The sequence below is a fragment of the Brevibacterium sp. H602 genome (genome assembly GCF_051172395.1).
Taxonomy (GTDB): domain Bacteria; phylum Actinomycetota; class Actinomycetes; order Actinomycetales; family Brevibacteriaceae; genus Brevibacterium.
On the sequence record NZ_JBPIZD010000001.1, the window covers coordinates 280,984 to 305,299 of the forward strand.

The following is a 24,316-nucleotide window of genomic DNA, read 5'->3' on the forward strand; positions in this document are numbered from 1 at the left end:
TCCGCAGCTTTCACGCGTCGTCATCCGACAGCCGCGCGGAGCTGCAGCTCATTCGTCAGCTGTCAGTCGTTGCGAGCCGACTGAGCCTCTTCGGAGTCGAGACCCAACGGATCCCGGACTTCCTTCTTCTGCTGAGCATCGAAGCCATCCTGACGCAGCAGCTTCTGCGATTCGGTCTTCGCGGCCACCTCATCCTCGACCACGGTGAACCGGACCGACTCGGTGAAGTCACGACCGTAGCGGTCGGTTCCGGTCACCTCGGCGGTGTGGGTGCCCAGGTCGAGGTTCGAGGGGATCTCGGTCCGCCACAGGTGCGAGCTCGACTGGCCCACATTGCCGGAGGTGCGCAGGTTCTGAGATGCCGTGTACGGATCGGTGTACTCCCAGCCCTTGGCCAGAGCTTCGCCTTTGCCCGGCTGAGTGTGTTCGGACTGCTTCGGTGCTTTGCCGTCGAAGCTGACCTCCACTCGTGCGTCCGAGGTGCCGGCGAGGAAGCTCGAGGTCAGCCAGGTCTCGCCCTGTTTAAGGTCCTCGCGGGTGACGACGCGTTCGGAGATCTCCTTCGGAGCAGTGCCATCCTTGTCCGCGTCCTGCCAGTCCTGGGCTTTCTGCGCCCAGTCACGCCACTCGGGCGAGTTCACGCCGAGAAGCAGCTGGTGGTCGTCGGATTCGTTGCGCACGGTGTAGCGTTCGCTGCGCGAAGCGCCGTCGTATTCGAGGGTGAGCACGCCCGGTTCCGAAGCGTCCTGAGTGAACGAGTACGGCAGCCCGTCGGCGTTGAGGCCGCCGGAGTACCAGTCGCCGGAGACGGCACCGGCGACGATCTGGGTATTCGGCAGCTTCTCGATCCCGGCTGCAGCCCATTCCTTCCTCGTCTCGCCAGCGACGAGGTTCTCCTGAGTGTGCGTGTGTCCGCCGACGGTCACGGCGTTCGGGTAGTCGGAGATGACGTCGTAGAAGTCCTTCGCATTGTCGACGACGACCTCTTTGTGCGTGAGGATCGGCGCGTGGGTGGCGACGACGACCTGCGCGTTCTTCGGCACGTTCTTCAGATCGTTCTCCAGCCAGGTCAGCTGATCCTGACTGATCTTCTCCTTGTACTTCTTCCTATTCGCCTTGCCCTCGTATTCGATGCTGTCGAGGACGACGAAGTGGGTTTTGCCCACGTCGTAGGAGAAGTACGAGGGACCGAACTGGTCACGGAAGGTGTCGAGGGCGTGAGCGTCGTCGACCGCGTCGTAGTCCTGGTCATGGTTGCCCGGCGCCACGCGGACGGGTCCGTTCATCTGGGAGTAGATATCGCGCAGTTCATCGTTGAGGCTGAGGTCGTCGCCGACGTTGTCCCCGAGCAGCAGCACTCCGCAGGCGCCGTAGTCGTTGCGATCGGCGAGGTCTCCGACGGCTCCGTCGCGGGCGTAGCCCATCTCTGTCTTGTCGTAGGCCTGGGTGTCGGAGGCGATCGGGCAGTTCTGCTCGCCCTTCGCCGAGGCCTGCGATTCGATCATCGGGAAGTTGACGGCCTTCGGCGTGTCCCCGGTCGGTTCGATGCCTCCGTATTCGAGGTCACCGGAGCCTTCGGGCAGGTGGTTGTAGCTGAACTGTGCGACCTTGTCCTCATCGACGGGAACCTGCCAGCCGGAGGGCTGAGTGATCGAGACGGTCATATTGTCTCGCACGGGCAGCTCGTAGCGTCCGTCTCCGTCTGTCTGGACGACGTCGACTCCGTTGCTCACCGCAACACCGGAGATGCCCTTCTCATCACCATCGAGCTTCGAGTTCTCGTTGACGTCGTCGAAGACCTGACCGGTGAACTTCTTCGGATCGTCGGCCTTGCCGCGGTCGACCTGGACGTGGCCTTCGTAGAGTTCAGCCGGTGCGTCCGCGGCCGTCGCCGAGGTCGGCGAGAGAAGCGGGGCGAAGAGCGAGAGCGCAGCACAGGCTCCCAAGCCTGCGACAGCGGTGCGCGGGCGGATTCGTCGTGTCTGCATGGATTTCTCCTGTATTCGACTATGGCGGGTTCTGCCGAGAAATGACCCTAGGGAGACGAGGCGACAACGAAATGACGCAGACAGGACGGCTTGATGAATAGGAGAAGAGGACGAGTGGAACCCGACGCCCACTTCGTTCACCGCCCGCAAATGTGATCTCGATTCAATTCGTGGAGGCGATCACTGAAGACTCCATGCACCACGTAGTCTGAGAACATGAGTGGTCCACCGAAAAGAGTCTTCGTCGCCCGACTCGTCTCCGCCCCCGTGTTCGACCCTCTCGGCGATCAGGTCGGCCGTGTCCGCGACGCCGTCGTCGTCTATCGTGCGACGATGCGGCAGTTCCCGCGAGTCATCGGCCTCGTCGTCGAAGTGCCGGGCCGTCGCCGTGTATTCGTGCCGATGGGCCGGGTCACCGCGATCGACTCCGGCCAGGTCATCACGACCGGCCTGGTGAATATGCGCCGCTTCGAACAGCGTGAATCTGAGACCCTGGTGATGAATGACCTACTCGACCGACGGCTGCGTCTGCGCGAGGACAACTCACCGGTGCTCGTCGAGGACGTCGGCATCGAACAGCAGGTGAACAAGGATTGGGAGGTCACCAGACTGTTCGTGCGTCGCGTGCCCGAACGCAGCGCCTTCGCCGCGTTCCGCCGCCGCGGCGAGACCAAGCAGATCGACTGGACGGATGCCGACCATCCTGTGGATTCCGAGGTCGATCAGGAAGCCACGCAGCTCATCGCCGCTTATCAGGACACGAAGCCTGCCGACCTCGCCGATGTGCTCTTCGAGATGAACGCCGCTCGCCGCCTCCAGGTGGCCCGAGCCCTCGATGACGAACGCCTTGCCGATGTCGTCGAGGAGCTGCCGGCCGAGACCCAGATCGAGATCCTCACCGGACTCGAAACCGAACGAGCCGTGACGGTGCTAGAAGAGATGGCTCCAGACGATGCGGCCGACCTCCTCGGCGAGCTCAGTGATGAACAGGCCGAACGATTCCTGACTCTGATGGAACCGGATGAGGCCGAAGATGTGCGTACGCTTCTGGCCTACGACGATGACACCGCCGGCGGTCTGATGACGACCGAACCGGTCATCCTCACTCCGGAAGCCACTGTCGCCGAGGCGCTGGCCCATGTCCGACGGGAAGACCTGCCGGCGGCGCTGGCAGCCGCGGTCTTCGTGTGCCGGCAGCCGGTGGAGACCCCGACTGGCAAATATCTGGGTCTCGTCCACATCCAGGAGATGCTGCGTCATCCGCCGCACGAGGCCGTGGGCATCATGCTCGACACCGAGGTCGAGCCGCTGTCGCCGGAGACTCCGCTCGGCGAGGTGGCGAAGCTGCTGGCCGCGTACAATCTGGTGTCGGTGCCGATCACCGACGACAACGATCGCCTCGTCGGTGTGGTCACTGTCGATGACGTCCTCGACGAGCTGTTGCCCGAGGACTGGCGAACCACCGGTCGAGACGATCGCAGCAGGGGGTAGATATGGCCGTCGATGATTTCGAGATACCGCGGTCGAGCAAGCGCCGACTGCCGAGCTTCACCGTCTCCCCCGAGACCTTCGGACGCGGAGCCGAAGCCTTCGCCCGGTTCATGGGCACTCCCGCGTTCCTCGTCGGGATGACGGTCTTCTGTGCGGTGTGGCTCCTGTGGAACACCCTGCTGCCGGAATCGTGGCAGTTCGACCCGCGGTCGCTCAACTTCACCCTGTTGACCCTCATCCTGTCCCTTCAGGCCTCCTATGCCGCGCCGCTGATCCTGCTCGCGGAGAACCGCAGCACCGACCGGGACCGCGTCGAGTTCGAACACGATCGGCAGCGCGCCGAACGCAACCTGGCCGACACCGAGTACCTCGCACGAGAAGTGGCGGCGCTGCGCATCGCCATGCGTGAGGTCGCCACTCGTGACTTCATCCGCTCCGAGCTCAAGGATCTGCTCAAAGAGCTCGAGGAGGAAAGACAGGACGAAAATGGGACCGACAAGGTCGATCCCCGGGCCTCCGAAAAGCGCCGAGGCGGCCCTCGAGACGGATGACGAGACGCCCGCCGAAGCGGTAGTGTTGAGGGCCCGGGAGCACTGTTCCGGGAAGGAAAGGACGTGGGCATGACTGGTCCCTCTGAGGACGCCGTGAGAGAGGCGCTGACCGGGGTCATCGACCCTGAGATCCGCCGCAACATCATCGAACTCGATATGGTCGAATCGATCGTGATCGAAGGCGGCAAGGTCACCGTCACAGTTCTCCTCACGATCGCCGGGTGCCCGCTGAAGGACACGATCACCAAAGACACCAAGGCTGCGGTGGCCGGTGTCGACGGGGTCGCCGAGGTGGCTGTCGTGCTGGGCACGATGACCCCCGAACAGCGCAAGGAGATGAAGGAGAAGCTGCAGGGCTCCGGCACCCGCGATATCCCCTTCAACCGCCCGGAGTCGCTGACGAAGGTCTATGCCGTCGCGTCCGGAAAAGGCGGAGTCGGAAAATCGTCGGTGACCGCGAACCTTGCCGTGTCCCTGGCGGACAAGGGCCTGCGCGTCGGCATCGTCGATGCCGATATCTACGGCTTCTCCATCCCCGGCATGCTCGGTCTCTCCGGCAAGCCGACCCGAGTCGATGAGATGATCCTGCCCCAGGTCGCCCACGACGTGAAGGTGATGAGCATCGGCATGTTCGTCCCGCCGAGCCAGGCCGTCGTCTGGCGCGGTCCCATGCTCCATCGCGCTCTGCAGCAGTTCCTCACCGATGTGTTCTGGGGCGACCTCGACGTGCTCCTGCTCGATCTGCCTCCCGGCACGGGCGATATCGCGATCTCCGTGGCGCAGCTGCTGCCCGGATCCGAACTCCTCGTCGTCACCACACCGCAGTCGGCGGCCGCCCAGGTAGCCGAACGCGCGGGATCCATCGCCACACAGACGAAGCAGACCTTGGCGGGAGTCATCGAGAACATGTCCTGGATGGAGATGCCCGACGGCACCCGGATGGAGGTGTTCGGCTCCGGCGGAGGCGCCAGCGTGGCCGAGAACCTCGCCGCCACCCTCGATAGTGAGGTTCCGCTGCTCGCCCAGATCCCCTTGGACACTCGTCTGCGGGAAGGTTCGGACGCGGGTACCCCGGTCGTGCTCGCCAATCCCGATTCGCCTGCGGCGAGGGCTTTCGACACCCTTGCGGAGTCGCTGCGGCGACGCAGTCGCGGCCTGTCCGGCAGATCCTTGGGACTGAGCCCGGTCTGAGTCGGTGTCTCCTCTCTCCCCTCGCGATACCCTCGTCTACTCTGTCTTCGCCGGCCTCAGCGCTCTGACCGCTCTCGTCCTCTTGGCCGGGGCTGTCGTCACTGCGCTTCGCGATGACCCCGCGCCCGGACGGTCGGTGGAGCCGGCGCAGCGAGCGATCGCCGCCGAGAACCGGGACGCTCTCGCCGCAGCGCTGCGCAGCTACGCCGTCGTCTCGGACGAACGCACACCTCGTCTCGACGTCCACACCTTCGCTCTGCCCACGGCCGCCTCACTGAACGCGGCGATCGAAGAGCACGTGCTCTCCCTGATCGACGATTTCGGAGGCCTCGCCGATCGCGCTGCCTTCGACCCCGTGCAGACGGCACCAGTCCACAGATGGCCGGCGACGGCTTTCACGCCAGCACAGACCAGCATCGATGACGCTCCCGCGCCTCGAGTCGACCCGCATGCCATCGACATCAGCACCCGGGTGCTGGCAAGCGGCGGGAATTTCGTCGTCACCGCAGTCGATGTTCAGTCGCCGCATCCGCAGACGAAGCTGCTGCTGACCGACCTCGCCGATGACAGCACAGTCAATGCCCGCCGGCTCTTCGCCGCACCCGTCGACCCGGCAGCCGTCGGAGCCGATGACACCGGCACGCTGACGATCAATGATGCTGCGGTCTCTGACACCGACCTGTCCTCCATCGGAGACCGTGTCCAGAAGGAGCTGCACAGCAATCTCGAACTGCCGCAGCCGTTCGATCTGCACTCCCCCGACTTCTCCTGCGCGCTGCTGCCCTGTGTGGCGCTGACCTATGATGACGGTCCCGGAGAGGCGAAGACCGAACAGACGATCCTCGACGCAGCCGATGAGGCGAACATCCGACTGACATACTTCTTCCTCGGGAAGAACACAGACGCCTTTCCCGAAACGGCCGAGCGCATCGTCTCCGCCGGCCATGAAGTCGACGATCACACGTTCTCGCACGTGCAGATGGACAAGACCTCATCCGCGACGCTCCGCAGAGAGCTCGACCGGACCGACAGGTCGCTGCGCTCGGTCGGAGTGAAGGACGCTCCCCTCGTCCGTCCGCCCTATGGTGCCCTCGACAAACGCGCAGCACACGCTCTGGGCGGTCCTGCGATCATCTGGGACGTCGATACCGGAGATTGGCAGCACAGAGATGCGAAGAAGACAGCCCGACGCGTGCAGTCACTGACTCGCCCCGGATCGATCGTGCTCATGCATTCCATCCATCCGTCGACCGCGAAGGCGGCTCCGGAGGTGTTCTCGGCCGTGGCGGACAAAGGCCTCTACGCGGTGACCGTACGCGAGCTCTTCTCCGGTATCGAGTGGAAGAACGGCGGGTCGTATTTCTGCCGCGGCTACCGCGATGAGCTGTGCTCGAATCCCGAACATCCCGCGGTGATGAAGAACTGAGCCACTGACGCCCGCACGGAAGAGGGAATGCAACAGGGCCTTACAGATGCCGTCGACCTCAACCTCAGGTGACTTCGAGGGTGACTCAGATGACTTCGGGGGGGCTCAGGTGGCTTCGGAGTCGAACGGCGCCGCGGCGGAACGGTCGCGCAGGCCGACCTGAGCTTGGAATCGTTCGATGGGTGACTTCACCCGGGTCGGGGCCGCCTCGGTGTCGGTCTGAGTGGACAAGGCAGCGCCGGAGGACTCAGCGGATGACGACTCCTGAGTGGCCCGTTCCTGACGTTTGGACTCGCGGATGGCCGCATCCTCTTCGACGAGTGCCTCGCGTACGATGCGGCGGGGATCGTACTGGCGCGGATCGAGCTTCTGCCAGTCCACATCCTTGAAGTCGTCGCCGAAATCGCGTCGGACGCTGTCCTTCGCGCCTTCGGCCATGCGACGCATCTGCCGCACGAAGTCCCGCAGCTTCTGAGCGTATTCGGGCAGGCGTTTGGGTCCGATGACGACCAACGCCACAACGACCAGAATCACCATTTCGGTGCCGTTGATACCGAACATGGTCTCAAGTCTACCGTGGACGGCGGTAGCATCGACTCATGGTCAGCTCAGGTTCGACATCCCGATCCTGCCGGGAGGCGCAGTGGACGAGATAGCCGTCGAACGGGTGCTGCGCGTCATCGAACTCGTACCCGCCGCACGCGTCGTCTCCTACGGGACAGTCGGCGCCGTTGCCGAGTGCTCACCCCGCTATGTCGGACGGGTGATGCGGGAATTCGGATCGAACGTCACTTGGTGGCGAGTCGTCAACGCGGCGGGGATCCTGCCGCCCGAGATCTTCGCCCGCGCCCGCATCCACTGGGAAGAGGAGGGCACACCGCATTCTCATCAGCGGGTCGAACGCGCGGCATTCCTCGATGTCGATGAACTCGATGGGCTGTGGCGCAGCCACGGAATCGACCCCGAATGCGGTTAGACTTGGGAGAACTCAGCACCAGAAGGGAGGGGCCGGTTGGCACGCGAAAATGCAGGTGATCTCACCTTCTCGGAACAGTACAACGGTCCCGATCCGCTGCTCGACGCCGCTCGCACCCACTCTCATGAGTTCGGGATCGCACCGGTGTCCCAAACCACGGCGAGGACGCTGACGCTGTTGGCCCGACTGCTCACCCCGGTCGCGGCAGTCGAGGTCGGCACCGGTGTGGGAACGTCGACGCTCTCGCTTCTGCGCGGGATGCCGACCGCCGGGATACTGACGTCGATCGACACGAATTCGACGACCCAGAGCGCAGCGCGTGACCTCGTCGACATGGCCGGCATCCGGCCGGGGCGATTGCGGCTGATGAGCGGTCGAGCCGAAGAGGTGCTCAAACGCCTCGCGCCTTCGGCCTATGACATGGTCTTCATCGATGTGGAGCCGGGCAACCTCGAGCGGATGATCCAGCCCTCTCTCCGACTGCTCGACGCCCAGGGCCTCCTGGTCATCCACAAGACTCTGCTCAAGGGTGCCGTCGCCGATCCCGTCGATCGCAGTCCCCGGACTCAGGCGGCACGGAGCATGCTCAACCGCATCGCCGAACAGGAGCACCTCGAACGGGTTCTGCTGCCCATCGGAGAAGGGCTGCTGCTGCTGCAGAAGACCCGGTGAATGCAACAACAGCAGAGACTTACAGGTAAGTCTCTGCTGTTCGTGCGTCTCCGTCCGGCCGTGTTCTGCGGCCGTCGGCTCAGAGCCCCAGCGTCTGGGCGAGAGTGTCGTGGAGTCCGGTGGCTTCATCTCTGCTGAGTTCGATCACCAGACGGCCTCCGCCTTCGACTGGAAGCCGCATCACCATGCTTCGGCCTTCTTCGGTCACTTCCAGAGGTCCGTCGCCGGTGCGGGGTTTCTGGGCTGCCATATGGGCTCTTCCTTCCGTTGTCATTCAAAGACGGTTCACACCAGGTGGACCGAATGATGTACCTACGATTATTCCATGATCCGCGCGTTCCCGGTAACTCTCCCGCCCAACGGACGGTCACGGCGGCAGATCAGCAGGCGATCACGGCGGCAGATCGGCCGGCGGAGTGAAGTGCCACAGGTAGGCGACCCATACGATCTGAAGCAGGATATAGGCCACCAGCATCGCAGCCCGATAGCCTCGTGAGCGCACCAGCGACAACGTCAGGGCCAGCGGGAACAACGGCAGCAGCAGACGCAGGGTGGAGGTCTGCGGATTGAAGAAGATGAGCAGATACAGGCCGTACCCGAGGCAGAACAGCTGCAGTGTCCGTCCCATATGCGCTCCCGCCGGGGAGAAGACCAACGCGAGCATTCCGGCGACGACGATGACGAGCAGCACCGGACCGAGCGGACCGATGAGGCTGATCGACCGAGCCACCCACTGGACGACGAACGTGGTCTCGCCGGTGTGCCAGGCCGCCTCGGTGTCGGTATAGGCCGTCAGCGATCCGGTTGCCCACCAGGCATGGACCGGGTGGATGAGGGCCGCTGCGCAGGAGAGCACACCCAGGGCCCAGGACCGGATCACCTCGCCGGTCGGATACGGATCGCTGCGGCGGCGGATGAAGCGGTCGATGAGGTGGAAGAGCATGAAGAACGAGAACGCCACGCCGATCGGCCGCGACAGATCCATGAAGACGACGACCGGGATCGCCGTGAGATAGCGGCGTTCGACGACGAGGAACAGCGCCGACGCCTGCAGCAGGAGGGTCAGTGATTCGGCATAGCCGGTGGAGAAGATCGCGGCCGGTGGGAAGAACATCACGAGCGCTAGGCCCATCAGCGCCTGACCGGCATCGACGTACTTCCGGAAGAGGTGGAGGATGACGATCGAGGCCAGACCGGCCGCGATCGTGGACACGATCGGCGAGATGACTTCGTAGCTCAGCCCCGTGAGGTCGGCCAGAGTGGACACGATCGAGGGGTGCAGCGGATAAAACGCCCACTGGTTCTCCGCGACCGCTCCGGATTCGTCGACGGGCAGGATGCGGGGATAGCCCTCATCGGCGACGCGCCCGTACCAGCCGCCGTCCCAGAAATTGAGGAAGTCATTGAGCGTCGTCGTCACAGGCGACGACGACCAGTTCGCCGGGTCCTGCCGTTTGAGGACTGCGGCGAAGATCGACATGCTCACGACGCGGGAGGCGAAGTACACTGCCACGGCCTGCAGCCACACGGGCAGAGCCATGAACAGTGCGCCGAGGCGGCTGAAACGGGAGGAGTCGAAGACTTCGGGGGCGAGGGTGATTCCGGGGAGGTCTGCGGGGCGGCTCATCGTGGTCCGGCAGCCGTTTCCGGTCCGTCAGGTGAGGTTGTCGGTCTGGTGGTCGATGCCGCCTCGGCGGGGGCGGCTGCGGTTTCGAGTTCGCTCAGGCGTGCCCGCAGCATCGCCATGGCCGCGTCGACGTCTTCCATCCGGTAGCCGCGCAGGGCGGGCCGGAACCGCACCGATTCCAGGTCCTTGACGGTGAACTCCGCCGGCAGCCCGGTCCAGCTCTCTTCGGCCTCGTCGACGGTTTCGGAGGAGAAGACGTTGAAGGTCGCTGCGACGACGAATACGAGGACGAAGACCGCAGCTGCGACACCGATGACAATCCACAGAGGCATGCCCCCATTTTCGCATAGGCGCCTGCACGGAGGGCTCAGCGCAGTCCGCGCACGGTGTGTCTCGGCGCCGCTTCGCCGGTGATCGCCACGGTCACGTCGATGGCGTCGGCAGTGGCCCTGACATCGTGGGTGCGGATCATCGCCGCTCCCTTCTCGACGGCCAGCGCGGTCGCGGCGATCGTTCCGTACAGCCGGTCCGACGGGGCGACCTCACCGATGGCCTCACCCACGAAATCCTTGCGTGAGATCGCCAGCAGCACCGGATAGCCGGTGGCGGCGAATCGGTCGAGTTCACGCAGCAGACGAAGCGAGTGGTACGTGTTCTTCCCGAAGTCGGGAGTGGGATCGATGATGATCCGGTCTTCGCGCACCCCTGCTGCAAGCGCCGCCTCGGCGAGGTCGATGACGCCTGCCAAGGTGGAATCGACGACGTCACCGGCCTTCAGGCCATAGCGGTTGCGGTGGGCGTCGGTGCGCGGATCCAACCCCCCTGTGTGGGAGCAGACGATGCCGACATCATGTCGGGCGGCCACCTCGGCGAGTTTCGGGTCGATCCCGGCCCAGGTGTCGTTGAGCAGTCCCGCACCGGCCCTGCAGGCAGCCTCGGCCACTTCATGGCGCCAGGTGTCGACGCTGATGAGCACGTGCGGGTAGGACCTTGCGACTGCTTCGATGGTCGGGCACACGCGGTCGATCTCCTCGGCCACGGAGATCTCTCGTCCGCGGCCGGCGCGCACTCCCCCGATATCGACGATCTGAGCACCCGCCGAGGCGGCCGCCTCCACCGCCGTGATCGCCTCGTCGAGGGTGGCGGCGGATTCGTAGAACGAATCTGTGGTGCGGTTGATCACGGCCATGATCGCCGGGGTTCCGGGCCGAGCCCGGGCCAGATCGAACCGTTCGCCCTCCGGCACCGATGAGGTGTCGCCCCTCATGGTCGACCGTTCGCAGGATTCGCCACGGCCGAGTCCAGGTCGTGTCCCAGTCCGATCGCGGCGACGACTTCGTCGATGTCATCGGTGAGGGTGAACATGTTCAGGTCTGCTTCGCTGATCGTCCCCGCGGCCAGCAGGGTGTTCTGCATCCAGTCGACGAGTCCGCGCCAGTACTCGGTCCCGAACAGCACGATAGGGAATGAGGTGATCTTGCCGGTCTGGACCATGGTGAAGGCCTCGAACAGCTCGTCCAGAGTGCCCAGGCCTCCGGGCATGACGACGAATCCGCGCGAGTATTTGAGGAACATGGTCTTGCGGACGAAGAAGTAGCGGAAGTTCACGCCGAGTTCGACGTGCTTGTTGAGTCCGGTCTCGAACGGCAGCTCGATGCCCAGCCCGATGGACACTCCCCCGCCCTCACAGGCACCGAGGTTGCCGGCCTCCATGATTCCGGGTCCCCCGCCGGTGATGATCGCGTTGCCGTTCTTCGCGATGCGGCGAGCGATCTCGCGGGTGTCCGCATAGGCCTGGGTGCCGGCTTTCAGCCGGGCTGAGCCGAAGATCGACACAGCCGGTCCGATCTCGGCGAGAGAGCCGAATCCCTCGACGAATTCGGCTTGGATGCGCATGACACGCCACGGGTCCTCATGCACCCAGTCGCTGCCCGACTTCGATTCGAGGAGGCGCTGGTCCGTCGTCGTCTCCGGCACCTGGTCACCGCTCAGGCGGAGCGGGCCCTTGCTGTAGAAGCCCGGGTCACGTGTTGTGTCGTCTCCCCGGTCGCCTGCCGGATCGTCGGCAGGAAGGCGCCCGGGAGCACTCGAAAGCTCACCATCGACGTCGTCTGTCGCTCTGGTCATCTCATTCACCGGCCCTGAAGGTAGCTGCGCAGAGTTGCGGTGGCCTGTTCCACCTCGGTGACCCTCACATGCTCGTCCGACTTATGGGCGTACAGCGGGTTGCCGGGACCGAAATTCACTGCCGGAACGCCGAGTGCGCTGAATCGGGACACATCCGTCCAGCCGAGCTTCGGGGCCGGGGACAGACCGAGGGTGTCGATGAAGTCCTGGGCGATCGCCCTGTCGAGTCCGGGGCGGGCCCCCTCGGCGGCATCGGTGACGACGACGTCGAATCCGGTGAACAGCTCGCGCAGGAAGGACTCCGCCTCGGCGGCTGACTTGCTCGGAGCGAAGCGATAGTTCACGGACACCACGCACTCGTCGGGCACGACGTTGCCGGCGACTCCCCCGCGGATGTTCACGGCGGAGAGGGATTCGCGGTAGTCGAGTCCGTCGACGGTGACGGTGCCGGTCTCGAATTCGGCGAGCCGGGTGAGGATCTCGGCGGCGGCGTGGATGGCGTTGACGCCCATGAAAGCACGGGCCGAGTGGGCGCGGACTCCGGTGGTGGTGACGTCGACGCGGATAGTTCCGTTGCACCCGCCCTCGACGGAGGCGTTCGAGGGTTCGCCGAGGATCGCGAAGTCGCCGGCCAGCCAATCGGGGTGGTTGCGGGAGACGCGGCCGAGTCCGTTGAGCGAGGCATCGACCTCTTCATGGTCGTAGAAGACCCAGGTGACATCGCGGTTCGGTGTGGTCAGCGCGGCCGCCGTGGACAGCTGCATCGCCACCCCGGCCTTCATATCGCAGGCGCCCCGTCCCCAGATGACCTCATCCTCGGGGTAGTCGTCTCCGGACATGTGGGTGCGCACTGGCGGAAGGTTGTCTTCGACGGGAACGGTGTCGAGGTGGCCGGCGACGACGATGCGTTCGGCCAGCTCCAGGTCGGTGCGAGCGATGACGGTGTCTCCGTCGCGGAGGATCTCCAGGTCCGGCCCCGGACCCGCGCTGATCCTCTCCAGGACAGCGACGACGGCATCGGCCAGGACCGTTTCGTTCCCGGACACGGATTCGATGGCGCACAGTCGGCCGGTGAGTTCGGCCGGGTCGCCCAGTGCGGCGAACAGGTACTCGCCGAGGTCGCCGGCGGGCGCGAATATGGCATCAGTCTCAGCAGATGGATCGACAGTCATGTCTCTTAGCCTAGTACGGCGCCACCGTCTAGGCTTGAGGCATGACAGAACGCATCGTTTCCGCACGTGGACTCGCCACGATCCATTCCGACACCGTCCTCTCCGTCTGGTACCCCGCCTTGAGCACCGGTGATACCCATGACACCGCCGAGGCGGCCGCCACCGCTCGCGCCGCCGACGACGGTCTCGACGCCCTAGTGGGCACCGATGAGGCCCGCGGCACCCGCTCCGAGGTCGTCACCACCACGATCGATCTCGACGCCGGTCCCGCTTCGGCGGCCGACGCCTACCTGCGTCTGCACGCACTGTCCCACCGCGTCGTGACCCCCAACAACGTCAACCTCGACGGAGTCTTCGGCCATATCGCCAATGTCGTGTGGACCTCGTTCGGCGCCTGCTCCCCCGAGGACTTCGAGGCCACTCGCGCCAAGCTCCTCGCCCGCGGTCCTGTTGCCGTGTACGGGCTCGACAAGTTCCCGCGGATGACGGACTTCGTCATCCCCTCCGGTGTGCGCATCGCCGACGCCGACCGCGTCCGCCTCGGCGCTCATCTGGCTCCCGGCACCACCGTCATGCACGAAGGCTTCGTGAACTTCAACGCCGGGACGCTCGGTTCTGCCATGGTCGAAGGGCGCATCTCCCAGGGCGTCGTCGTCGGGGACGGTTCCGACATCGGCGGCGGCGCCTCGATCATGGGCACGCTCTCCGGCGGCGGCACGCACCGCATCTCCATCGGCTCGGGCAGCCTGCTGGGTGCGAATGCCGGTGTCGGCATCTCCATCGGCGATGACTGCATCGTCGAAGCCGGTCTCTACATCACTGCCGGCACTCGCGTGACGGTCCCCGGCGAAGACGACACCGTGGTCAAGGCCGCCGAGCTCAGCGGGAAGAACAACATCCTCTTCCGCCGCAATTCGGTCACCGGCACCGTCGAGGCGATCGCCCGCGACTCCAAGGGCATCGAGCTCAACCCCGACCTGCACTGAGTCAGCCGCCGGCGACCGGCGAAACGGGTCTGATTGCCCCACCTGCCGTTCGCCGCGACAACGCGCCGCAGCACTGTAGCATTGCGGCACTGCTGCGTTTTAGCTGAGCTGACGGTGAGGCTGAAGCCGAATCGCCTGCGCTGAGCAGCCGAGGGCGCGTTCACTACACGTGGGCGCGCCCTCAGCGCATTCACCTCCTCGCCGACGCCGGGCATCCCACATGCGTCGCGGCAAGTCACCCGGCTGGCGACAAAACCCCTCGCGAGTGCCATAACGCCCCGTTCCTGCAGGGGGTTGTGGCACGAAGGGTGATGGATGCTCAAGCAGCTGTCTGAACAGCCACCGGCGGTGAGGGTTGCTGGCAGCTGCCGAATCAGCGTGCCTTCGACGGTTCTTCGCCAGGACGCCTGACATCCGCCACCCGACCTGGCATACCACCGTGCTCCTGCAGGGGGTTGTGGAACGAAGGGTGATAAATGCGTCAATACCTGTAGGACAAGCCTCCTGCGGCGCATAGTGACACTGCCGGTGCGGGATGGCGAAAGAGCAGCGGCGCGGGACCAGCCTGTGAATGCGCAACGGCGTCGGGCAGAGGATTCTGCTCCGACGCCGTTGCGTCAGCCGCAGCACGTTCATCGTGCTGTCAGCGCTCATCCGGCCTGTGCGGCACCCAGCAGTGCGAGGGTGCCCAGACGGACCTCGGCGGTGCGCGGTGAAGCGGAATGCCGATTGCCGGGACTCAGCGTTCGCTGATGTCCTTGTAGTTCCGGTTGTATTCGCCCGTGTAGATCTGGCGTGGACGGCCGATCTTCGTCTCGGGGTCCTTGATCATCTCGCGCCACTGGGCGATCCAGCCGGGCAGCCGACCGACCGAGAAGAGCACGGTGAACATATTCGTCGGGAAGCCGAGAGCCTTGTAGATGAGGCCCGTGTAGAAGTCGACGTTCGGGTAGAGCTTGCGCTCGACGAAGTAGTCGTCGGCCAGCGCGATCTCTTCGAGCTGCTGAGCCAGTTCGAGCAGCGGGTCGCCGCCGGACCGGGCGAGAACCTCGTCAGCCGTCTTCTTGATGATCTTCGCGCGCGGATCGTAGTTCTTGTACACGCGGTGACCGAAGCCCATGAGACGGACGCCGTCTTCCTTGTTCTTCACGCGCTCCATGAACTTCTTCGGTCCGTCATCGGAGGCCGCGATCTGCTCGAGCATCTCGAGCACCGCGGAGTTCGCGCCGCCGTGCAGCGGTCCGGCCAGAGCGTTGACGCCGGCCGAGATCGACTGGAACACGTTGGCCTGCGACGAGCCGACGAGGCGAACCGTCGAGGTCGAGCAGTTCTGCTCGTGATCGGCGTGGAGGATGAACAGCTGATCCATGGCCTTGACCGCCAGCGGATCCGGTTCGTATTCCTCAGCGGGAACACCGAAGTTCACTCGCAGGAAGTTCTCCACGAGGCTCAGCGAGTTGTCCGGGTGGATGACCGGCAGGCCCATGTTCTTCCGATGCGCCAGTGCCGCGATGGTCGGCATCTTCGCAAGCAGACGGAACGACGAGGTGTCGATCTGATCTTCGTCAAAGACATCGAGGTCATCTTGGTAGAACGTCGACAAAGCCGCGACGGCAGCTGCAACCATAGGCATCGGATGAGCGTCGTACGGGAACGCACGGAAGAAGCGCCGCAGGTCCTCGTGGACGATGGTGTGTCCGCGCAGGCGAGCGTCGAAGGCATCGTACTGTTCCTGAGTCGGCAGCTCACCGTAGATGAGGAGGTAGCAGACTTCGACGAAGTTCGACTGTTCGGCAAGCTGTTCGATCGGGTAACCGCGGTACTGCAGCTCACCGTTGTCACCATCGATGTAGGTGATGGACGACGAGGTGGTTGCAGTGTTGGCAAACCCGGGATCGTATGTGACCGCGCCGGTCTCTTTGAGCAGAGAACCGATACGGTATCCGTTGTTGCCCGCTGTTGCTGACACCTCGGGCAGTGTCAGCTCCGTATCAGCGATCCTGAGGTTCGCCTCCGAAGTCATTCGATCTCCTCACCGTTGACCGACCCCAAGAACTTCCTGAGGTGTTTTGCACAGTTCTTTCAAAGACTACCGACAACTGCGGGAATCAAAAAATCGCTGCACGCTTCATATACTGGCTGGTAATACGTCTGAACAGGGCAGATAACAGTTTTTCGCCCTGCATGAAGTCTGAGCAGGAACTTAGCGGACGCTCGGAAACCGGCAACTTCCTCGCACGGTGTCCCACCCCCGCAATCATCTCGCGGCGGCCCGAAGACGCTCGGCCGCGGCGCAAATGCGTTCGTCGGTGGCGGTCAGCGCAATCCGCACATGGTCGGCAGCCGCCGCTCCGTAGAACTCTCCGGGACCCGCCACGATGCCGAGTTCGGCCAGGTCGGCCAGGGACTTCCAGCAGTTCTTGTCCGCGGTCGACCACAGGTAGAGACCGGCGGTCGAATGGTCGATGCGGAATCCGTACTCTTCGAGACCAGTTCGCAGCTGCTCGCGCCGTGACCGGTAGGTCTCCTTCTGCGCCAGCACGTGCTCGGTGTCGCGGAGTCCGGCGACCATGGCTTCCTGAATCGGGAACGGCACGATCATTCCCGCATGCTTGCGTGAGCGGGTGAGATCGGAGATGAGCTCGGCATCACCGGCGACGAACGCCGCGCGGTAGCCGGCGAGGTTCGACTGCTTCGACATCGAGTACACACTCAGCACACCGGCATTCGACTCCCCCGCGGCTGCAAGTACGCTCGGCGCCGGCTCATCGGATGCCCAATTGAGCAGTCCGTAGCATTCGTCCGATGCGACGACGACTCCGGCGGCACGAGCACGGCGAACCACCTCGGCGAGGGTGTCGACCTCGAGGACCTCGCCGGTCGGGTTGCTCGGTGTGTTGATCCACAGCAGACCGACACCGTCCAACGACTCCCCGTCGACGATCTGCGCGGCGTCGAGGCGGCGGCATTCGACGCCAGCGATCGTCGCACCCATCTCGTAGGTCGGGTAGGCGGCGGACGGACAGGCGACGGCCAGGCCTCGCTCGCGCAGTCCCAACAGGGTCGGCAGCCAGGCTACGAGCTCCTTCGAGCCCACAGTCGGCAGGATCTCAGTGGCGGGGTCGAGCTGAACCGAGTGCCAGTTCTCGTACCACCAGGCGATGGCTTCACGAAGCTGTGCGGTTCCGGCAGTCGTCGGGTAGCCGTGCGCATCTCCTGCATCCGACAGCGCACGCCGGATCACCTCGGGGGTGGGGTCGACCGGCGTGCCGATGGAGAGGTCGCACACTCCGTCGGGATGCTCGGCGGCCCGGTTGCGGTATTCCGTGAGCCGGTCCCAGGGGTAGTCCGGGAGATTGAGTCCGAAGGCGTTCGTCATCGGTCAGTCGTCGTGGTTCTGCGGCGGAAGAGCGGAGATGAGCGGATGGTCCTTGCCGGTGTTGCCGAGCTTCGCGGCACCGCCGGGCGAACCGAGGTCGTCGAAGAATTCGACGTTGGCCTTGTAGTACTCTTCCCACTCATCGGGCACATCGTCCTCATAGAAGATGGCCTCGACGGGGCACACCGGTTCGCACGCACCGCAGTCGACGCATTCGTCGGGGTGGATGTACAGGCTGCGTTCGCCCTCGTAGATGCAGTCGACGGGGCATTCGTCGATGCAGGCCTTGTCCTTGAGGTCGACACAGGGCTGGGCAATGATGTACGTCACTGGGCTGACTCCTCGGAAGACTCACGGATGGTGCGCATATACATCCCACAATACGCCTTCGCCGGATTCCCGTGACCACCGGTCTCAAGTGATTCGCACTGCATCTGAATTCCCGCCCACGCCTGCGCCCGACCCGGACGTGCGTGTCATAGGGTGGGAGGGCATCAATTTCGCGGAGGAAGGCCAGAAGTGGACGATCTGCAGCCCGGCAGACGAGTGGTCGTGCGGTATTCGCTCGCACCCGGAGACACGCATTCGACGTCGGATGCCCTCGGCGTCGTCACAGCCGTCGACGAGGCGGGGCTCGAGATCGATACGAAGCGCGGTCCCCTGCGCATCGCTCGCGACCAGGTCCTCCTCGTCCACGAGGTGCCCCCGGCTCCGACGAAGGCCGGGCGCACGCATGAGATCGTCTCCGCCGTGGATCTGCGGCGCATCTCGGCCGCCGCCTGGCTTCCCCACGACGTGTCCTGGCTGCACGTGGAGAATCTGCGCAACGAAGGCACCGAGGCGGCTGCCGAGGTCAGCCTGCTGCAGAAGGGCTGGCTGCTGCGGCATTCGGAATCCGCTACCCGTCGCGCCAATTCCTGCCTGCCCGTGACCGCCACCGGACTCGGGTGGGAACAGGGGCTCGACGCCGTCGAGGAGTGGTACCGCACCCGAGGCAAGCCGAGCCGCGTCCAGATCTATTCCGCTGACGATTCCTCGACGCTGGCACCCGAATGTGAGGGGCTCGCTCCCCTGCTCTCGGCTCGCGGCTACACCCCTTCCGAGGCCACACTTCTGCTCACGGGCGCCACCGCGGAGGCAGCAGGCGGTGCGTCCTCCCCCGCCGAGGCGGCCGCGGCCGGTCTGATCATCGACGTCTCCGATGCGCCGACCTCCGAGCATTTCGCCGCATGGACGTCACAGCGAAACCCCGGTGAGGAACCGGATTCGGCCGAGGCGTTCAAGACGCTCATCGAAGCCGATCAGCCGTGTGAGTTCGTCACCGCCTATGCCGAGCATCCCGATGGATCCCGGACTATGGTGGCGGCCTGCAGGGTGGTCGAGCGCAGCAAATGGGGTGTCATCACCAACCTCATCACTCGTCCCGATCTGCGCAGACGCGGTGCCGGGCGTTCGGTGGTCGCTGCCGCGGCGGCACTCCTCGCTCAGCGCGGGGTCAGGTCCTACCTCGTCGACGTGGAGTCGAGCAATGAGGCGTCGCTGGGCCTCTTCACTTCCCTCGGTGCGACAGTGCGTCACCGGTCCTGGTACGCCGAAGCACGCTGAACGGTGAGCCGGACGGAATCCAGTGAGGAGGGCTCAGCCCTTGCACTCGACCTTGTTCACCGGCCGGTAGACCGTGGTGAAGCCGTCCTTCGTGGTCTTGCCCGAAGCGATGTCCTTCATGGTCCGGGTGATCCGGATCGACCAGCCGCCCTTCGGCGACTGCGGGGAACACGAAGCTCCGCTTTCGGTGACCGACCCCGGTGAGGTGTGGTTGAACCGGTCCGAGGCGTCGGCCGACACATCGTACTTCTTGACGCCGAAGACCTTCGCGTGGACCTCTCCGTCTTTGAGGTACATGTCGAGGACGACCGGAGTCTTCGAGTTGTTCGTGAACTTCATATCGATCGACGACCAGTCGAGGGTCGACTCGCGGCCCTCCGGATAGCGGGAGATATAGCGCGAATGCGCCTGGTGTTCGTCGAGTTCGAAGCCGGCGAAGAAGGCCGCGTTGAACAGAGTCGTCGACACCTGTGAGACGCCGCCGCCGTAGTCTTCCTTCATCTGCCCTTCGGAGATCACGCCGGCAGGCTTGTAGCCGTTTGCGGCGGTGCGCTGGCCCAGAGCCTCATTGAGGGAGAACTGCTCACCGGGCTTGAGAACCGTGCCGGAGACCTTCTTCGAAGCCACCCGCAGGTTCGTATCGCGGTTGGGTTCCGAGCTGTAGCCGGTGGAGAAGTGTGACACGGTGTCGGAGACATCGGCCTTCTTCGCATCCTTCGTCGTGAACTCGGGTTTGACCGACGCCAGTGTGACTGTGGGCTTGTCCTCCTTGCCGTTGATGGCGTCGGTGACCGCCCCGGTCAGTTCCTTGGCCTTGATTCCGATGCCATTGCGGGAGGGCACGACCTCGGGCTTGCCGTCCTTGATCTCGAAGCTCGCGTCTTCGGCCGGTCGTCCGATGTCCTTGTTGGCGGCCAGCACGGCCTTCTGCAGAGCCTCCTGATCGAAGACAGGCTTGAGCTTCGAGTCCTCGGCTTTGAACGTCAGAGTCTTAGCGACGGTCTTCGGGGACACTGTGAGGTCACCGCCTTTGACCTCCGAGTCCGCATCCTTCGCAGCCTTCGCCGTGATCGTGAGGTCCTTGCTCACGGCGTCTTTCGCGAATCCGTCGGCCATGTCTTCGGCTTCGGACGTGGTGATATCGGGATCGACGTTCGTCGGGCTGACCGGAAGAGCATCCTCGGTGCGCAGCCAATGATCGTCGACGGCGGTGCGCACGGCGGCGGTGTCGACGGTCTGGCCCTTCTTGCCGTCCTTGACCTTCGGTGTGGTCTTGTCGAACTCGAGTTCGGCGTCCTTGGGATCGACGGCCAGGGATTCCGTGACCTTCGCGGTTTCCTTATCGAACTTCTCCTCGTCGACCTCGATGACGGGATCGACTTCGTCCTCGCCGAACAGGCGGTCCCAGATGACGGTGGGGTCGAGGCTGAAGCCGGTGATGCGCTCAACTGTCGCTTCCGCGTCGAAGGTGATCCCGGCCTTCTCCGGGTCGAGCTTCGCCGTCGGCTCTCCGGCCTCCAAGACGATGTCGTTCTCCGCGTCATCGCGCAGGTCGTTGCGCAGAGTGTTCTCGGCATCCGTTGCGGACTTGCCGCCGATGTCGATTCCGGCCACGGTCGTCCCCGGTGCGAGCATCCGACCGCTGAAGAAGCCGATTACCACATAGATGGCGGCCAGCACAACGACGGCCACGAGGATGAAGGGCCAGACCGACTTCTTCCGGGCAGCGCTGCCGGACGGGTCGGGCCCGCCTGCGTTCGAGGTTCCATCGGACAAGGTATTGGTCGGCATCATTCTCCCGAGGGTGTCGATAACGACTGATTCGGTGCGGTTCGCACGAGTCTAGCGAGTGCGATCGTGCCCGCGCACGTTGATGAAGGAGAAGACCGCGGCCAGGACCATCGGTCCGAGCAGCCACACAACTGAACGAAGCAGTCCGGTGACGATCATATCGGCGCCGGGCAGCCACTTCGGCTGCCCGAAGACGAAGGACAGTACGGCGATGATCACGGCGGCGACCAGCATCGGGGCGCTGCTGCGATACATCGTCTTCAGGTGCCACAGCCCCGCCGCGGCCAGAGCCAGGGCCAGCACGAGCCCCCATGGCAGGATGATCGGGGTCTCGCCGAGGTTGACCACCGTCACGTTGAGATGCTGCATGGTGCCGAGGAACGCGATGAGCAGTCCGAGTACGGCGGAGTGGAGGTAAGCGAAGATTCCGGGCTTCCGCGGTTCGCGTCGCCGTCGCAGGGGCTGAGCCGCCGTGTTCTCCTGAGCTTCGAGCGCTGCGATGTCGAGGCCGGTGAGCACGTGCGGTGCCGGTCCGCTGTTGAGGATCTCGGATGGGATCGGAGTGCCTGCCCCTATCGAGAAGTATTCGCGGTCACCGATCTTCTGACCGACGCCGTTGGACAGGGCGAAGAAGCCGCCGGCGACACTCACTTGGGTGCGGTGGGCTTCCAGTGCTGCCCGTTTCGCCGGCAGCACCGCGCTGACGTCCTGGTCGATGACGATCTGACCGACCGGCGGTTTGGCCGGGATCGTCTCGGCGGGGGCGAATCCGGTGTCTGCGAAGCCTGCCTGGTGCGGGTCGAACGAATGGCGGGCCACCTCGGTGGGGGTGTCGACGTAGAGCAGTCGACCGGTCCGCCATTCGGCGAAGTCGATTGCCGCGGTCGTGGCCTCGTGCACCCGCACGTGGTCGGGGTGGCCGTAGCCCCCGTTGGCGGCGTAGGTGATGATCGCGTGCGGTTCGAAGGCGTCGATGACGGCGGCGATGTGTCTGGCCACGGTCGTGATGTCGGCTGCGCACAGAGCGTTGTCGCTCATCGATGACGCGGGTCGAGCGTGACCGTCCGGTCCCCATTCCATTCCCGAATCCTCGAAGGTTCGCGTGGTCCCGCCGAGGAATGTGTGCATGCGCACACCGAGAGCACGCATCGCCTCGGCGATCTCCTGCTCCCGGACCCGGGCGAGACCGGCCCGGTCGCCCTCGAGCTGCTTCAGCTCTGCGGGGATGACCTCGCCGCCCTCACCGCGGGTGGCTGTGAGCACCATGACCTCGGCACCCTCGGAGACCAATTCGGTGATCGTGCCGCCCGTCGTGATCGTCTCATCGTCGGGATGAGCGTGCACGAGGAGGACGCGTGGCGTAACAGTCATTGGTTCCTGGGTGCTCGAGGTCATTCGGTGCTGCCGGATCAAGGATTCCGGCTCAGGCGTTCTGGCGGCGCATCTTCGCGTAGAGCTTTGCGCGTTCCTTCTGATCGAGTTCGACCTTGCGGATGCGGATGGCACCCGGGGTGACCTCGACGCACTCGTCCTCACGAGCGAACTCGAGGCTCTCCTCGAGGGTCAGCTTGCGCGGCGGAGTGAGGTTCTCGAAGCTGTCGGCAGAAGCTGAACGCATGTTCGTCAGCTTCTTCTCCTTCGTGATGTTGACGTCCATATCGTCGGCACGCGAGTTCTCGCCCACGATCTGGCCTTCGTAGACCTCGGAGGTCGGTTCGACGAAGAAGGTTCCCCGGTCCTGCAGGTTGATCATCGCGTACGGGGTCACTGTTCCGGCGCGGTCGGCCACGAGAGATCCGTTGATGCGGAACTCGATGTTGCCGGCCCACGGTCCGTATCCGGCCGAGATCGTGTTCGCGATTCCGGTGCCGCGGGTCTCGGTGAGGAACCGAGTGCGGAAGCCGATGAGGCCGCGGGCGGGGACCTTGAACTCCATCCGCACCCAGCCGGTGCCGTGGTTTGTCATGGTCGACATGACGCCCTTGCGGGCAGCCAGCAGCTGGGTCACGGCGCCGAGGTAGTCCTCCGGCACGTCGACCGTTAGCTCTTCGAAGGGCTCGTGGACCTTGCCGTCGACCTGTTTGGTCACGACCTGAGGTTTGCCGACCGTGAGTTCGAATCCTTCACGGCGCATCTGCTCGACGAGGATGGCCAGAGCCAGCTCACCGCGACCCTGGACTTCCCAGGCGTCGGGGCGTTCGGTCGGGACGACCTTGAGCGAGACGTTGCCGACGAGCTCCTGGTCGAGGCGGTCCTTGACCATGCGGGCAGTGACCTTCGTGTTCTTCTCCCGGCCGGCCAGCGGGGAGGTGTTGATGCCCACGGTCATCGAGATCGCCGGATCGTCGATGACGATCGCCGGCATCGGCTTCGGATTGTTGATGTCGGTGAGCGTGTCACCGATCATGATGTCGGGGATGCCGGCGACGGCGACGATGTCGCCGGCCGAGGCCTCCGTGGCGGGCACCCGGTCGAGACCCTGGGTCTCGAGCAGTTCGGTGATCTTCACCGAGCTGATCTCGTCACCGCGGGCCCAGGCGACCTGCTGGCCCTTCTTCAGCGTGCCGCCGAAGATGCGCAGCAGCGCCAGACGGCCGAGGAACGGCGAGGCGTCGAGGTTGGTCACATGTGCCTGGAGGATGCCGTCGGAGTTGATCTCCGGTGCCGGGATCGTCTCGAGAATGGTCTTGAACAGCGGTTCGAGGTCGGGGTTGTCCGGGACCGCTCCATCGGCGGGCTGTTCGAGGGAGGCGGCACCTGCCTTCGCGGCGGCGAAGACGACGGGCACATCGAGGACGGAGTCGACGTCGAGGTCGGGGACTTCGTCGGCGAGGTCGGAGGCCAGACCCAGGAGCAGGTCCTGAGCTTCCTCGACGACTCCGTCGATGCGGGCATCGGCACGGTCGGTCTTGTTGATCACGAGGATGACGGGCAGCTTCGCGGCCAGCGTCTTGCGCAGGACGAAGCGGGTCTGCGGCAGCGGACCTTCCGATGCGTCGACGAGGAGGACGACGCCGTCGACCATGGACAGTCCGCGCTCGACCTCACCGCCGAAATCGGCGTGGCCGGGGGTGTCGATGACGTTGATGACGATGGGGTCCTCGCCGGCCGAGGGACCGTTGTAGAGGACGGAGGTGTTCTTCGCGAGAATGGTGATGCCCTTCTCGCGTTCGAGGTCGCCTGAATCCATGACGCGTTCGGCGAAGTCGCCGTGTTCGCTGAACACACCGGTCTGCCGGAGCATGGCATCGACCAGCGTGGTCTTGCCGTGGTCGACGTGTGCGACGATTGCTACGTTTCGGCGGTTTTCCCGTCGTGTGATGGCTTCAGTCAT

At 64.7% G+C, this 24,316-nt stretch carries 22 protein-coding genes; 8 read left to right on the plus strand and 14 right to left on the minus strand.

Features of this window, described 5'->3' with window-relative positions; genetic code table 11:
• Window positions 1-62: 62 nt before the first annotated feature.
• Window positions 63-1,988 carry a calcineurin-like phosphoesterase C-terminal domain-containing protein gene (locus ACSBQT_RS01290; RefSeq protein WP_435000655.1) on the minus strand — a complete coding sequence of 642 codons (1,926 nt, stop codon included), beginning with the start codon at window positions 1,986-1,988 and terminating at the stop codon, window positions 63-65.
• Between the two features lie 216 nt (window positions 1,989-2,204).
• Here ACSBQT_RS01290 and ACSBQT_RS01295 point away from each other — a divergent pair, with 216 nt between their 5' ends.
• The 4 genes from ACSBQT_RS01295 to ACSBQT_RS01310 all read left to right on the plus strand — a co-directional run bounded on the left by ACSBQT_RS01295 (window position 2,205) and on the right by ACSBQT_RS01310 (window position 6,647).
• A complete protein-coding gene (locus tag ACSBQT_RS01295) occupies window positions 2,205-3,479 on the plus strand; it encodes a magnesium transporter MgtE N-terminal domain-containing protein (protein WP_101544936.1) in 1,275 nt (424 codons plus the stop codon).
• 2 nt (window positions 3,480-3,481) lie between these two features.
• Window positions 3,482-4,030: a DUF1003 domain-containing protein gene (locus ACSBQT_RS01300; protein ID WP_410710182.1), complete on the plus strand. Its 549-nt coding sequence runs from the start codon at window positions 3,482-3,484 to the stop codon at window positions 4,028-4,030.
• 69 nt (window positions 4,031-4,099) lie between these two features.
• A complete protein-coding gene (locus ACSBQT_RS01305; RefSeq protein ID WP_410710183.1) occupies window positions 4,100-5,221 on the plus strand; it encodes an Mrp/NBP35 family ATP-binding protein in 1,122 nt (373 codons plus the stop codon).
• Between the two features lie 4 nt (window positions 5,222-5,225).
• The gene (locus tag ACSBQT_RS01310) at window positions 5,226-6,647 is read left to right on the plus strand and encodes a polysaccharide deacetylase family protein (protein ID WP_435000658.1); all 1,422 of its coding nucleotides are present in this window, start codon (window positions 5,226-5,228) and stop codon (window positions 6,645-6,647) included.
• Between the two features lie 105 nt (window positions 6,648-6,752).
• Here the strand turns inward: ACSBQT_RS01310 and ACSBQT_RS01315 are convergent, their stop codons facing one another.
• On the minus strand, window positions 6,753-7,208 hold the full coding sequence (locus tag ACSBQT_RS01315) for a twin-arginine translocase TatA/TatE family subunit (protein ID WP_435000659.1): 456 nt from the start codon (window positions 7,206-7,208) through the stop codon (window positions 6,753-6,755).
• 82 nt (window positions 7,209-7,290) lie between these two features.
• Between ACSBQT_RS01315 and ACSBQT_RS01320 the strand changes: the two genes are divergently transcribed.
• Window positions 7,291-7,623, plus strand: coding sequence for an MGMT family protein (locus ACSBQT_RS01320; protein WP_435000660.1), 333 nt, complete (start codon window positions 7,291-7,293; stop codon window positions 7,621-7,623).
• A gap of 36 nt (window positions 7,624-7,659) precedes the next feature.
• On the plus strand, window positions 7,660-8,295 hold the full coding sequence (locus tag ACSBQT_RS01325; protein ID WP_410710187.1) for an O-methyltransferase: 636 nt from the start codon (window positions 7,660-7,662) through the stop codon (window positions 8,293-8,295).
• A 79-nt stretch (window positions 8,296-8,374) separates the two neighbouring features.
• Here ACSBQT_RS01325 and ACSBQT_RS01330 read toward each other — a convergent pair whose 3' ends face one another.
• The 6 genes from ACSBQT_RS01330 to dapE all read right to left on the minus strand — a co-directional run bounded on the left by ACSBQT_RS01330 (window position 8,375) and on the right by dapE (window position 13,221).
• Window positions 8,375-8,545, minus strand: a complete 171-nt coding sequence (locus ACSBQT_RS01330) for a DUF3117 domain-containing protein (RefSeq protein WP_064485784.1) — start codon at window positions 8,543-8,545, stop codon at window positions 8,375-8,377.
• 141 nt (window positions 8,546-8,686) lie between these two features.
• Window positions 8,687-9,922: a hypothetical protein gene (locus ACSBQT_RS01335; protein ID WP_435000662.1), complete on the minus strand. Its 1,236-nt coding sequence runs from the start codon at window positions 9,920-9,922 to the stop codon at window positions 8,687-8,689.
• Window positions 9,919-10,254 carry a DivIVA domain-containing protein gene (locus tag ACSBQT_RS01340; RefSeq protein ID WP_435000663.1) on the minus strand — a complete coding sequence of 112 codons (336 nt, stop codon included), beginning with the start codon at window positions 10,252-10,254 and terminating at the stop codon, window positions 9,919-9,921. Before ACSBQT_RS01340 ends, ACSBQT_RS01335 begins: the two co-directional genes overlap by 4 nt.
• A 35-nt stretch (window positions 10,255-10,289) precedes the next feature.
• Window positions 10,290-11,189 (minus strand): dihydropteroate synthase, encoded by a 900-nt coding sequence (folP, locus tag ACSBQT_RS01345; RefSeq protein ID WP_435000665.1) that lies wholly within the window; start codon window positions 11,187-11,189, stop codon window positions 10,290-10,292.
• Window positions 11,186-12,049 carry a TIGR00730 family Rossman fold protein gene (locus tag ACSBQT_RS01350; RefSeq protein ID WP_435000666.1) on the minus strand — a complete coding sequence of 288 codons (864 nt, stop codon included), beginning with the start codon at window positions 12,047-12,049 and terminating at the stop codon, window positions 11,186-11,188. The genes folP and ACSBQT_RS01350 overlap by 4 nt, the downstream gene beginning before the upstream one ends.
• 5 nt (window positions 12,050-12,054) lie before the next feature.
• The gene (gene dapE, locus ACSBQT_RS01355) at window positions 12,055-13,221 is read right to left on the minus strand and encodes a succinyl-diaminopimelate desuccinylase (RefSeq protein ID WP_435000667.1); all 1,167 of its coding nucleotides are present in this window, start codon (window positions 13,219-13,221) and stop codon (window positions 12,055-12,057) included.
• A 41-nt stretch (window positions 13,222-13,262) separates the two neighbouring features.
• On the opposite strand from dapE, the gene dapD reads away from it, so the two are divergent.
• Window positions 13,263-14,207 (plus strand): 2,3,4,5-tetrahydropyridine-2,6-dicarboxylate N-succinyltransferase, encoded by a 945-nt coding sequence (gene dapD, locus ACSBQT_RS01360; protein WP_435000668.1) that lies wholly within the window; start codon window positions 13,263-13,265, stop codon window positions 14,205-14,207.
• Between the two features lie 739 nt (window positions 14,208-14,946).
• Here the strand turns inward: dapD and ACSBQT_RS01365 are convergent.
• The 3 genes from ACSBQT_RS01365 to fdxA form a co-directional block, all read right to left on the minus strand.
• Window positions 14,947-16,230: a citrate synthase gene (locus ACSBQT_RS01365; RefSeq protein WP_101544913.1), complete on the minus strand. Its 1,284-nt coding sequence runs from the start codon at window positions 16,228-16,230 to the stop codon at window positions 14,947-14,949.
• Window positions 16,231-16,464: 234 nt separating this feature from the next.
• Window positions 16,465-17,586 (minus strand): succinyldiaminopimelate transaminase, encoded by a 1,122-nt coding sequence (gene dapC / locus ACSBQT_RS01370; protein WP_435000670.1) that lies wholly within the window; start codon window positions 17,584-17,586, stop codon window positions 16,465-16,467.
• A gap of 3 nt (window positions 17,587-17,589) precedes the next feature.
• Entirely contained in the window at window positions 17,590-17,916 is a 327-nt protein-coding gene (fdxA, locus tag ACSBQT_RS01375; protein WP_435000672.1) for a ferredoxin, read from the minus strand.
• Between the two features lie 189 nt (window positions 17,917-18,105).
• Between fdxA and ACSBQT_RS01380 the strand changes: the two genes are divergently transcribed.
• A complete protein-coding gene (locus ACSBQT_RS01380) occupies window positions 18,106-19,191 on the plus strand; it encodes a GNAT family N-acetyltransferase (protein WP_435000674.1) in 1,086 nt (361 codons plus the stop codon).
• A gap of 33 nt (window positions 19,192-19,224) precedes the next feature.
• Here ACSBQT_RS01380 and ACSBQT_RS01385 read toward each other — a convergent pair whose 3' ends face one another.
• From ACSBQT_RS01385 to typA, 3 genes are read right to left on the minus strand one after another with little or no spacing between them, the layout of a single operon-like run.
• Window positions 19,225-20,985 carry a VanW family protein gene (locus ACSBQT_RS01385; protein WP_435000677.1) on the minus strand — a complete coding sequence of 587 codons (1,761 nt, stop codon included), beginning with the start codon at window positions 20,983-20,985 and terminating at the stop codon, window positions 19,225-19,227.
• 48 nt (window positions 20,986-21,033) lie between these two features.
• Window positions 21,034-22,353: a PIG-L family deacetylase gene (locus ACSBQT_RS01390; protein WP_435000679.1), complete on the minus strand. Its 1,320-nt coding sequence runs from the start codon at window positions 22,351-22,353 to the stop codon at window positions 21,034-21,036.
• A 52-nt stretch (window positions 22,354-22,405) separates the two neighbouring features.
• Window positions 22,406-24,316, minus strand: a complete 1,911-nt coding sequence (gene typA / locus ACSBQT_RS01395) for a translational GTPase TypA (protein WP_139466927.1) — start codon at window positions 24,314-24,316, stop codon at window positions 22,406-22,408.